The sequence below is a fragment of the Natronorubrum sediminis genome (assembly GCF_900108095.1).
Lineage (GTDB): Archaea > Halobacteriota > Halobacteria > Halobacteriales > Natrialbaceae > Natronorubrum > Natronorubrum sediminis.
In genome coordinates this window covers 442,441-454,046 of the sequence record NZ_FNWL01000001.1, presented here as the reverse complement: position 1 = coordinate 454,046, position 11,606 = coordinate 442,441, and the positions used below count along the sequence as shown (strand labels likewise).

Annotated in this window: 12 protein-coding genes; all 12 read left to right on the top strand. The window is 62.2% G+C overall.

What is annotated here, in order from left to right:
* Positions 1-41: 41 nt before the first annotated feature.
* The 12 genes from BLW62_RS02265 (at position 42) to BLW62_RS02205 (ending at position 11,575) form a co-directional block, all read left to right on the top strand.
* Positions 42-674, top strand: coding sequence for an AIR carboxylase family protein (locus tag BLW62_RS02265; RefSeq protein WP_090504579.1), 633 nt, complete (start codon positions 42-44; stop codon positions 672-674).
* A gap of 376 nt (positions 675-1,050) precedes the next feature.
* Positions 1,051-1,464 carry an NADH-quinone oxidoreductase subunit A gene (locus tag BLW62_RS02255; protein ID WP_076578528.1) on the top strand — a complete coding sequence of 138 codons (414 nt, stop codon included), beginning with the start codon at positions 1,051-1,053 and terminating at the stop codon, positions 1,462-1,464.
* Positions 1,461-2,168 (top strand): NADH-quinone oxidoreductase subunit B, encoded by a 708-nt coding sequence (locus tag BLW62_RS02250; protein ID WP_090504573.1) that lies wholly within the window; start codon positions 1,461-1,463, stop codon positions 2,166-2,168. Before BLW62_RS02255 ends, BLW62_RS02250 begins: the two co-directional genes overlap by 4 nt.
* A complete protein-coding gene (locus tag BLW62_RS02245) occupies positions 2,165-3,820 on the top strand; it encodes an NADH-quinone oxidoreductase subunit D (protein WP_090504570.1) in 1,656 nt (551 codons plus the stop codon). The genes BLW62_RS02250 and BLW62_RS02245 overlap by 4 nt, the downstream gene beginning before the upstream one ends.
* 2 nt (positions 3,821-3,822) lie before the next feature.
* The gene (locus BLW62_RS02240; protein ID WP_090504567.1) at positions 3,823-4,911 is read left to right on the top strand and encodes a complex I subunit 1/NuoH family protein; all 1,089 of its coding nucleotides are present in this window, start codon (positions 3,823-3,825) and stop codon (positions 4,909-4,911) included.
* Positions 4,908-5,369 carry a NuoI/complex I 23 kDa subunit family protein gene (locus BLW62_RS02235; RefSeq protein WP_076578520.1) on the top strand — a complete coding sequence of 154 codons (462 nt, stop codon included), beginning with the start codon at positions 4,908-4,910 and terminating at the stop codon, positions 5,367-5,369. Before BLW62_RS02240 ends, BLW62_RS02235 begins: the two co-directional genes overlap by 4 nt.
* Before the next feature lie 2 nt (positions 5,370-5,371).
* Positions 5,372-5,641: an NADH-quinone oxidoreductase subunit J gene (locus BLW62_RS02230; RefSeq protein ID WP_090504565.1), complete on the top strand. Its 270-nt coding sequence runs from the start codon at positions 5,372-5,374 to the stop codon at positions 5,639-5,641.
* A complete protein-coding gene (locus BLW62_RS02225) occupies positions 5,638-6,177 on the top strand; it encodes a hypothetical protein (protein WP_090504563.1) in 540 nt (179 codons plus the stop codon). The genes BLW62_RS02230 and BLW62_RS02225 overlap by 4 nt, the downstream gene beginning before the upstream one ends.
* Complete coding sequence (gene nuoK / locus BLW62_RS02220) at positions 6,174-6,479, top strand: NADH-quinone oxidoreductase subunit NuoK (RefSeq protein WP_076578514.1); 306 nt, start codon at positions 6,174-6,176, stop codon at positions 6,477-6,479. The genes BLW62_RS02225 and nuoK overlap by 4 nt, the downstream gene beginning before the upstream one ends.
* Before the next feature lies 1 nt (position 6,480).
* Positions 6,481-8,514 (top strand): NADH-quinone oxidoreductase subunit L, encoded by a 2,034-nt coding sequence (gene nuoL, locus BLW62_RS02215; RefSeq protein WP_090504560.1) that lies wholly within the window; start codon positions 6,481-6,483, stop codon positions 8,512-8,514.
* Positions 8,514-10,040, top strand: coding sequence for a complex I subunit 4 family protein (locus tag BLW62_RS02210; RefSeq protein WP_090504557.1), 1,527 nt, complete (start codon positions 8,514-8,516; stop codon positions 10,038-10,040). The genes nuoL and BLW62_RS02210 overlap by 1 nt, the downstream gene beginning before the upstream one ends.
* Positions 10,040-11,575: an NADH-quinone oxidoreductase subunit N gene (locus BLW62_RS02205; RefSeq protein ID WP_090504555.1), complete on the top strand. Its 1,536-nt coding sequence runs from the start codon at positions 10,040-10,042 to the stop codon at positions 11,573-11,575. Before BLW62_RS02210 ends, BLW62_RS02205 begins: the two co-directional genes overlap by 1 nt.
* The last annotated feature ends 31 nt before the right edge of the window (positions 11,576-11,606 follow it).

The following is an 11,606-nucleotide window of genomic DNA, read 5'->3' as shown; positions in this document are numbered from 1 at the left end:
TTTACCACCGTTTGAAGTCACCCGCCCGACGACTCTCGAGTATGAGCGACAGCGTGAGCGACCTGATCGATCGGTTACACCGCGAGGCTGGACAGAACCTCTCGGCCGAGGAGACGCCCGACGTAGGCATCGTCATGGGAAGCGACTCGGATCTCACGGTCATGTCCACCGGCGGCGAGCGCCGCGGCGCGTACGACGCCTTCGTCGACGAACTCGGCTTCGCCGAACAGACCGACTACGACGAACCGCCAGCAGAACGGTTCACGTTCGAGACGTCCGTCACCTCCGCCCACCGAACTCCCGACCTGATGGCGGCCTACGCGGAGACGGCCGAAGATCGCGGCCTCGAGGTGCTCATCGCCGGTGCGGGCGGTAAGTCGGCAGACCTGCCGAACATGACCGCGTCGATCGCCTACCCGCTGCCGGTGATCGGCGTCCCGGTCCAGGAGAAGTCGGTCGATAGCGTCATCGGGATGCCGACCGGTGCCCCACTCGTCGCCGTCGACGCGGGAAAATCGTTCAACGCTGCCCTCTCGGCCGCCCAAATTCTCGCGCGACAACACGACGAGGTTCGCGACCGTCTCGTCGCCTACCACGACGAGTTGCGAGCGGGTGTCGGGGACGTCTCTCGAGAACTTCACGACGAGGGGACCGTTTCGTTCTCGAATAAGTGAGCAGGTGAGTGGATACATCGGTCAGCAAGTGGGAGAGTACGCGGGTAACCACGGTTGCGGATCGGGTGACTCGAATCGGAAGTACGTGCTCGACCGTCGCGGCGAATTGTAGTGCAACCGAATCGATCGTTCGTCCGATTGTTGCTGATGGGATCGTGTTCTTCGCACCACCGAACCCGACGCAGTCCCGTGGTTTCTTCGTCGTCGTGATCTTCGACTGACGGTTCGTTCACTCCTGAAACGTGAATATATTGTATAAGGAGATAAATCAATTTCGCGTCGGATCGCAGAAGTCGGGGATGTAGCCCGTCTGCGGCCCCTAAACGAACAATCAACCCTTATATGCGTGCGGTCTGAATCTCCGAACGTTATCGAGATGAACGATTGGATCGCTATCGGGGCACTGGCGCTCGTGGGGCTGTTGATACCATTTGGCATGATGGTGGTCTCAGCACTCCTGCGACCGTCGGTTCCCGAAACGAGTAAGCGTGCCACCTACGAGAGTGGCGAGATTCCCACCGGCGGAACGCGCATTCGCTTTAACATCCAGTACTACATGGTTGCGCTACTGTTCGTGGTCTTCGATATCGAGACCGTCCTCTTGTTTCCCTGGGCGGTCGTCTACCAGGATGCGCTGGCCGCGCCGGAGTACGGGCTTCTCGAGGCGCTGGGTCCGATGTTGCTGTTCGTCGCTATCCTCCTCGTCGGACTCGCGTGGGCGTGGCGCACCGGTGCGGTACAGTGGGCACAGACACCTCGTCAGGCAGCGTCTGAGAGTGACCGACAATGAGTAGTAACAATCCACGGCAATCGATCTACGACAGTACCGACCCGTCGACGGATACCCGCGACTCGCGGATCGGTGAGGGTCCCGACAACCGGTTCAACTCGAAACTTCGAGAGGCTTTCGGCGCGTCTCCGTTCATCCTCACGAAGTTCGACCAGTTCATGAACTGGGTCCGCGGAAACTCGATGTTCATGCTGCAGTTCGGGATCGCCTGTTGCAGTATCGAGATGATCCACACGTACGCGATCAGACACGATATCGATCGCTACGGTGCCGGTGTGCCACGCGCCTCGCCGCGCCAGGCCGACGTGATGATCGTTCCCGGGACGATCGTCTCGAAGTTCGGCCCGCGCATGAAGCGCGTCTACGACCAGATGCCCGAACCCAAGTTCGTCGTCGGCATGGGCTCGTGTACGATCTCTGGCGGCCCGTTTCAAGAAGGGTACAACGTCGTCAAGGGTGCCGAGGAAATCATCCCCGTCGACATCCACGTTCCCGGCTGCCCGCCACGACCCGAAGCGCTGATCTACGGGGTTTTGAAGCTTCAAGAACGGATTCAAAACGGCGAATCCTCGCCGGTCGTCGTCAAACCCTACGAACTCGAGCAATTCGGCGACCTGCCGAAGGACGAACTCGTTCAAAAACTCGCAGACGACATCGACGAGGAGGACCTCGTCATGCGCTACAACTGGGCTGATTCACCATGAGCACGGGACTCGAGGAACAACCGTCGGTCGAAGTGACGGAATCCGCCCTCGAGGCGGTGATCGGTGATCGCGCGCTCGCGCGTGACGACCACCTGAACGCACCGGGGTTCGTCATCCGTCCGAACGACGTCGAGGACGTGCTGACGGACCTGCGTGACCAAGCGGGCTTCGACCACTGTTCGTGTTTGACCGCACAGCAGTACGAAGATCGCTACGAGTCGATTTACCACCTGAAGAAGTACGCCGATCCGACGCAGGAGGTCTCGATCGTCGTGCCGACGCCGACGGACGACCCCGTCAGCGAGTCGGCCGCATCGGTCTACCGGACGGCAGATTGGCACGAACGGGAAGCGTTCGACCTCGTGGGAATCGACTACGAGGGCCACCCTGATCCCCGACGAATCTTGCTGCCTGAAACCTGGCAGGGACACCCACTCTCGAAGGGGTACAATCAGGAGAAGCCACAGGTGGTGACGCTCGCCGAACACGAGAACCCGATTCAGCCGGATCACCACGAGGCCGAATCGGACACGATGTTCCTGAACATCGGGCCACACCATCCGGCGACACACGGCGTGTTACACGTCAAGGCCGTGTTGGACGGCGAAACGATCGTCGACATCGACCCCGACATCGGCTACCTTCACCGCTGTGAGGAGCAGATGTGCCAGCAGGGAACCTACCGCCACCAGATCATGCCCTATCCGGACCGCTGGGACTACGTCTCCGCAGGGCTGTTGAACGAGTGGGCGTACGCGCGCGCAGCGGAGGATCTGGCGGATATCGAAGTGCCCGAGTACGCACAGATCATCCGCACAATGGGTGCCGAGTTGTGTCGGATCGCTTCACACATGCTCGCGCTCGGAACCTTCTGTCTCGACGTCTACGGCGACTTCAACGCCGTCTTCCAGTACGCCTTCCGCGACCGAGAGGTCGTCCAGGATATTCTGGAAGACCTCACCGGCCAGCGATTGATGTTCAACTACTTCCGTCTGGGCGGCGTCGCCTGGGACCTCCCCGAACCTCGCGAGGAGTTCATCGAGAAAACGCGGGACTTCCTCGACGAACTGCCAGCGAAAATCGACGAGTACAACGACCTCGTCACCGGAAACGAAATCTTCCAGATTCGCTGCAACGACACGGGCATCTTAGAGCCAAGCGTCGCCAAAGACTACGGCTGTACCGGCCCCGTCGCTCGAGGCTCGGGAATCGACTACGACCTCCGACGCGATGACCCCTACGGCTACTACCCCGAACTGGATTGGGATGTCGTCACTAAGGACGGCTGTGACAACTACAGCCGCGTCCTCGTGCGCATGCAGGAAGTCGAGGAGTCCGCGAAGATCATCGAGCAGTGTCTCGACTTGCTCGAGGGGTGGCCCGAAGACGACCGGGAGGTACAGGCCAACGTTCCGCGGACGCTCAAACCCGACGCGGACTCGGAAGTCTATCGCGCCGTCGAAGGGGCGAAGGGGGAACTCGGGATCTACATCCGATCGGACGGGACGGACAAGCCCGGCCGGTTCAAGATCCGCAGTCCGTGTTTCCACAACCTCTCGGCGCTCGGCGAGATGACCGAAGGGGAGTACATCCCCGATCTGATCGCCTCGCTCGGTAGTCTCGACATCGTTCTCGGCGAGGTGGACCGGTAAGGATGGCAGCCGAAATCACCACCGCGCCGCTCCAGAACGACGAACCGGTCTTGCTCCCCGAGCGAATCGGGGACCTGACGGGACTCGATGGACTCGGAATCGGCGGGGAACTCCTCGCCGCGTTCATCGCCGCGTTCATCATCGGCAACCTGATGCTCGCGATGACGGGCGTCGCCGGCCCATGGGCGAAACGAAAGATCACGGCCGCGTTCACGGACCGAATCGCGGTCACGCACCTCGGCCCGGCAGGGCTGTTCATCATCGTGGCAGACGCCGTGCGGCTGCTCTCGAAGGAGTTGATTATTCCAGAGAACGCCGATCGACCGGCCTACGACCTCGCGCCTATCGTCGTCGCCTCCTCTGCGCTCCTCGGCTTCGCCGTGATTCCGATGGGCAGTGGCATTCACCTCGCCGACCCCGAAGTCGGGCTGGCGTTCGTCTTCGCTGTCGCCGGCATCGCGAGTATCGGACTCGTGATGGCCGGCTACGCGTCGGCGAACAAGTACTCGATGCTCGGCGGATTGCGTGCGGTCGCACAGAACGTCGCCTACGAGATCCCGCTGGTCGTCACCGGGATGTCGGTCGTCATCTTCGCCGGCTCGTTGCAGATGAGTACCATCGTCGAGGCACAGGCCGCGACGCTGATCGATCTCGGGGTCGTTTCGATTCCGGCGTGGTACGCACTGGTCAATCCGTTCGCGTTCGTCCTGTTCTTGCTGGCGAACTTCGCTGAAGTTGGCCGAAACCCGTTCGACACGCCCGAGGCACCGACCGAAATCGTCGCCGGCTACCAGACCGAGTACTCCTCCGTGTACTTCGTGTTGATCTACCTCGGAGAGTTCCTCCACATCTTCCTCGGCGGCGCGATCATCGCAACGATCTTCCTCGGCGGGCCAGCCGGACCGGTACTACCGGGAATCGTCTGGTTCCTCATCAAAATCTGGGCGGTGTTCTTCCTTACCCAGTGGCTCCGTTCTGCGGTGCCACGCGTCAGGATCGATCAGCTAATCGAGATCGGCTGGAAGGGGCTGCTCGTCCTCTCGTTTGCGAATCTTATACTCACCGCAGTCATTGTGGGGCTGATAGCATGATCGGACTACTCAAATCCATGGCCACGACGATGAAACACGCATTGGACGGCTCGACGTTCACCGTCGAGTACCCCGACACCGCACCCGACGTCTCCCCGCGATTCCGAGGCGTCCACAAGTTCAGTCAGGAACGGTGTATCTGGTGTCGTCAGTGTGAGAACGTCTGTCCAAATGACACCATCCAGATCGTCATGGACGACCAACGAAACGGCGAACAGTACAACCTCCACATCGGACAGTGCATCTACTGTCGACTCTGTGAGGAGGTCTGTCCTGTCGACGCGATCTTGCTCACCCAGAACTTCGAGTTCACGGGTGATACCAAGGACGATCTGGTCTACAACAAAGAACAGCTCAAAGCGGTACCGTGGTACAAGGATATCGACCCACTCGAGTCGCGCGAGCCCGACCGGGGCGCGTGGATCGGTGAGGGAGAGGGGGACGTCGATTACCAGTAACAATGATGGAAACGATTGCGTTTGCGGTGTTTGCGTTCGTGACGCTCGCCAGTGCGCTCGGCGTGGTCCTCCTCGAGGACCCGTGGCACGCGGCGCTCATGCTCGGCGTTGCCCTGATGAGTATCGCGATTCACTTCGTGATGCTGGCGGCGGAGTTCGTCGCCATGATGCAGGTGCTCGTCTACGTCGGCGGGGTGCTCGTGCTCATCACGTTCGCTGTGATGCTCACCCAGCGTGAGACGGGAGCGTCCGAAGAGGTGGTACAGCCATGACGACCGGACCGAAACTCAAACTCGGGAAGACGCTCGTCCCCGGGCTTCTCGCCGTCGCGCTGTTCGCGTTGATGGCGCTGGTCGTCCTCAACACGCCGTTCGACTCGATGGCCGACGGCGGCTTCGAGGCGGAGTCGATCACCGCCGCCATCGGCTACTCGCTGTTCAATTTCGACGCGCTTCAGCAATCCGACGGCGTGCCCGGAACCGAGCCGTTCCTCGCCGCGTTCTTATTGATCGCGGTCGCACTCGACGCCGCACTCGACGCCTCGCTCGTCCTCGCAAAGCGCGAGGAAGACGGTGAACCGGTGTCGGCGCTCGGGAGCATCGGTCCGAGCGATGCAGCCCCTGGAACCGGCTCCGGGGACTCGAGTGGTTTTAGCCACTCTGGACCGGCGGCAACCGACGGTGGAACGGGTGACACTAATGGGACGACGGACGACGTCGCCACCGATGACGGTGACGACGGTGTCGCTGCTGGTCCCGACGCGGATGCGGATGACGACGACGTGTCGTCGGGAGGTGAAGACCGATGACGGTCGGCGTCGAGTACTACGTTTTGCTGTCGATGGCCCTGTTTTGTATCGGGCTCGTCGGCGTGTTGACGCGTCGAAACGCACTGATGTTCCTGATGTCCGTCGAACTCATGTTGAACGCGGCGAACATCAACCTGATCGCCTTCGCGTTCTACCACGGCAACCTGACGGGACAGGTGTTTGCCCTGTTCACGATGGGACTGGCCGCCGCGGAGGTGGCCGTCGGGCTCGGGATCATCCTGGTGTTGTACCGAAACTTCCGTGACGTCGACGTCACGGTTCCAACGACGATGAGGTGGTAAGATGGAAGGGGCATTCTCCTACGCGCCGGCGATAGCGGCGTTCCCGCTGGTGGCCTTCGTGGTCGCGCTCGTCTTCGGCAAGTGGTTGCCGAAGAAGGGGGCGATTCCGGGCATCGCAGCGACGGCAGCGTCACTGCTGTTCTCGCTGTGGATGCTCGCGGTGGTCGCGAGCGGCGAAGTGTACAACGAGACGCTCTACGAGTGGACAAGCGGTGAAGCCGCAAGCGAGGTCGGTGCCGATGGAATCGAGTTCACCTTCGGTATCCTGATCGATCCGCTGGCGGCGCTCATGCTGGTTATCGTTTCGCTCGTGGCGTTTCTCGTCCACGTGTTCAGCCTCGGCTACATGAACGCCGAAGGCGAGACCGGGCTCCCGCGCTACTACGCCAGTCTCGGCCTGTTTACATTCAGCATGCTCGCGTTCGTCTACTCGGACAACCTGCTAATGGCGTTCATGTTCTTCGAGCTCGTGGGCCTGTGTTCGTACCTGCTAATCGGCTTCTGGTTCCGCACGAAGTCGGCCCCTTCAGCCGCGAAGAAGGCGTTCCTCGTCACTCGATTCGGGGACTACTTCTTCCTGATTGGGGTCGTTGCCATCGCTGCAACGTTCGGCACGGTCGGCTTCGCCGGCGACGACTCGTTCGTCACGGCCGCAGAAACGGCGATCAACGACGGCGAGACGCTCTTCGGGTTCGGCGCTGAGACCTGGGTGACGATCACCGGGTTACTCGTGCTCGGCGGCGTGCTGGGCAAGTCGGCTCAGTTCCCGCTTCACACGTGGCTTCCGGACGCGATGGAAGGCCCGACCACCGTCTCTGCACTGATTCACGCAGCGACGATGGTCGCAGCAGGTGTCTACCTCGTCGCCCGGATGTTCGGCTACTACGCGCTGTCGCCCACCGCACTCGCGATTATCGCGTTCGTCGGCGGCTTTACCGCGCTCTTCGCCGCAACGATGGGCGTCGTCAAAGACGACATCAAGCAAGTACTGGCGTACTCGACGATCAGCCAGTACGGCTACATGATGCTCGGCCTCGGCGTCGGCGGCTACGTCGCCGGGGTCTTCCACCTCATGAACCACGCCTTCTTCAAGGCGCTCTTGTTCCTCGGTGCCGGTGCCGTCATCATCCTCATGCACCACGAACAGGACATGTGGAAGATGGGCGGGTTGAAGGACAAAGCGCCCGTCACCTACTACACGTTCCTCGCGGGCGCACTCGCGCTCGCCGGGATCATCCCATTCTCGGGCTTTTGGTCCAAAGACGAGATCCTCTACGACGCCATGATCGTCGGCCTCGAGGAGCCTGTTATCCTCGCGGCGTACGCGATGGGGCTCGCGGCCGTCTTCTTCACTGGCTTCTACACCTTCCGGATGGTCTTCTTGACCTTCCACGGTGAGCCACGTTCGGAAGCGGCAGAAGACCCACATCCGGTAGGCTGGAGCGTCAAGGTGCCACTCATCACGCTCGGCGTGCTCGCGCTCGTTGCGGGTGCCGCGAATCTCGCGCCGGTCGCCAAAATCGTCGGCGTTGACATCACGTTCTTAGAGCACTGGCTCGACGGCGAGTACGGTGCGATCGACGCGCTCACCTACAGCGCGTACAGTGAGATGATCGCCTTCGAGAGCGGCGTCATCGGCTCCGAGCAGGTGACAGTGCTCGTCGCTGCCGGCCTGTCATTACTCCTTGCATTCTCCGGGGCTGGACTCGCCTGGAAGCTCTACAACGTCCCCGAACCGGTCGCTCACAAGGAACGACTGGGTGGCGCTCGCAAGATCGTCGAGGACAACTACTACCAGGACGAGTTCCAGGTCTGGCTCGCTCGCGGCGTCGCGCTGCCACTCGCTCGAGCCGCGAACCGATTCGACCAGACCGTCATCGACGGGACGGTCGACGGCGTCTCGAGTGTCAGTCTGTTCGGCAGTAACTGGGTGAAACGCATACAGACCGGGCTCGTGACGAACTACGCGGCGTTGATCGTCGCGGGCGTCGTCGCCTTACTGGCCGTTCTCGGCGTCTACGGAGGGTGGTTCTGATGATGATCGAAGCACTAATCGCAGTCGCACTGGTCGGCGCACTCCTCACGTTCATCGCGCCGAATCGCGTGGCGGGCAAACTGGCGTTCGCTATCAGCCTGATTCCTGTCGCCCTCAGCCTCTGGATGTTCGCGACCTTCGACGGCAGCGGCAACGCGTTGATCGACGGCACGCTCGCCTTCGAATCCCACCTCGAGTGGATCCAACTCGGCGAGTACTCCATCTCGTGGTTCGTCGGCGTCGACGGCATTAGCCTGCCACTCGTCGTGTTGACCACGATACTCTGTTCGCTCGCGATCATGAGTTCCTGGACGCCGATCGACGAGCGCGAGTCCCAATTCTACGGCCTCGTGCTCTTCATCGAGGCGAACCTGATCGGCGTCTTCACCGCGCTCGATTTCTTCCTCTGGTTCATCTTCTGGGAGGCCGTCCTCATTCCGATGTACCTACTGATCGGGGTCTGGGGCGGCCCGCGCCGGAAGTACGCGGCAATCAAGTTCTTCGTCTACACGAACGTCGCCTCGCTCGTGATGTTCGGTGCGTTCATCGCGCTCGTCCTCGGTCTCGGCGACGTCACGAGCTTTGCCCTGCCGGAGATCGCGACGGCGATGCTCGAGGGCGGCCCCGACGGCCTCTTTGGCCTCGAGGGATCGACGCTCGCCGCGGTCGTGTTCATCGCGATGTTCCTCGGCTTTGCGGTGAAGGTGCCGGTCGTGCCGTTCCACACGTGGCTACCGGACGCTCACGTGCAGGCACCGACGCCCGCGTCGGTGTTGCTGGCGGGCGTTCTCCTGAAGATGGGTACCTACGCCCTGCTCCGGTTCAACTTCACGATGTTCCCCGAGCAGGTCGAGACCTACGCGGTGCCGATCGCCGCAATTGCGGTCATCAGCGTCATCTACGGCGCGATGCTCGCGCTCGCACAGACCGACCTGAAACGGATCGTGGCGTACTCCTCGGTGTCGTCGATGGGCTACGTGATCCTCGGCTTGATCGCGTTCACCCACTTCGGCGTCGGTGGCGCGACGTTCCAGATGGTCTCACACGGCCTCATCTCGGGGCTGATGTTCATGGCCGTCGGCGTGATCTACAACGCGACCCACACCCGCCTCGTCACCGACATGTCCGGCGTCGCCGACCGAATGCCAATCGCCGTCGGCATCCTCATCGCCGGCGCGTTCGGCTACATGGGACTGCCGCTGATGAGCGGGTTCTTCGGCGAGTTCACGATCTTCTTCGGGGCCTTCGGCTCCGAGGCGCTCGCGTACTCGCAGGTGTTCACCGCGCTTGCGATGTTCGGAATCGTCATCGTCGCCGGCTACCTGCTCTTCGCGCTCCAGCGGGCCGTTTTCGGCCCCTACGAACTCGAGACCGACTACGACGTGACTCGCGCCCCGCTACACGACGTCGCACCGATGTTCGTGTTGCTCGGATTGATCATCCTGCTGGGCGTCGCACCGGACCTGATCTTCGAGATGATAACCGATGCCGTCGATCCGATTCTCGAGAACGGAGGTGACAGCTAATGGAACCGTTACAACTCCCCGAGTGGGCTGCACTCGCACCGGCCTTGCTCCTCGTGGGCACGGCGCTGGTGTTGTTCGTCTTCGATAGCATCTCGCCCCACTCCACGAACCGATCGCTGATCGCCGCCACTGCTGCCGGCGGCTCGCTCGCATCGCTCGCCGTCGCCGCGTGGTTCACCGTCGCCGGCGTCGGCACGCCGACCGCAGACGGCGGTCTCGGCGAGATCGATCCGATCCACGGCTTCGTCGTCGACCAGCTCGCGCTGTTCTTCATGATCATCGTCGCGATCGTGACGGCGCTGGTCGTGGTCGCCAGCTACGATTACCTGGTCGATCACGCCTACCAGGCCGAGTACTACTCGCTGATCATCCTCGCCGCGTCGGGAATGTCGCTGCTCGCGGCGGCCGACAGCCTCGTGACGATCTTCATCGCGCTCGAGCTGGCGAGCCTGCCGTCGTACGCGCTCGTGGCGATTCTCAAGGATAATCGCGGCAGCGTCGAAGCCGGGCTGAAGTACTTCCTGATCGGCGCGCTGTCGTCGGCGATCTTCGTCTACGGCATCTCGCTGGTCTACGGCGCGACGGGCTACCTCGAGTTGTCCGCGATCGCGAACGTCATCCTCGAGGGTGAGGCGGCCGACTACGGCGGGTTGCTCGGACTCGGCATCCTGCTGTTGATCGGTGGCTTCGCGTTCAAGACGGCGAGCGTGCCCTTCCACTTCTGGGCACCGGAAGCCTACGAAGGCGCGCCCGCACCCGTCAGTGCTTTCCTCTCTTCGGCGTCGAAAGCGGCCGGCTTCGTCGTGCTCTTTCGGGTGTTCACGGAAGCGTTCCCGCTCGGTGAGGAGATGCGCGTCGCGATTGGCTTCGATTGGACGATCGCGTTCATCATCCTCGCCATCGTCACGATGACGCTCGGGAACTTCGCCGCGGCGACCCAGAACAACGTCAAGCGGATGCTCGCGTACTCCTCGATCGGCCACGCCGGCTACGCGCTGATCGGCCTCGCGGGTCTCACCGTCGACGGCGGCGAACTCGTCATGGGCGCGGCGATGATGCACCTGCTCGTCTACGGCTTCATGAACACCGGCGCGTTCTTGTTCGTCGCGCTGGCCGAACACTGGGGCGTCGGGCGGACCTTCGAGGACTACAACGGCCTCTCCGCGCGGGCACCCGTGGCCTGCGGGGCGATGGCCGTCTTCATGTTCAGCCTCGCGGGCATCCCGCCGTTTGGCGGCTTCTTCAGCAAGTTCTTCCTGTTCATGGGCTCGCTCGAGGCAGCCGCGACGAACACCGCGATGCTCGCGGTGGCCGCCGCGCTCGTCGTCAACAGCGCGCTCTCGCTGTTCTACTACTCGCGGCTGGTCAAGGCGCTCTGGATCGAAGAGCCCGCGACAACGCGTGACCGACTCGCGAAGCCGACGGGACTCTACGCGGCAATCGTCGTCGCCGCGGTGATGACGATCGTCATCCTCCCCGGCTTCGGCCCGGTCGTCGACGCCGCCCTCGAGGCGGCGACGGCGCTGCTGAACTGAACCCGGTAGCTTTTCCCCATCGGAATTGCAA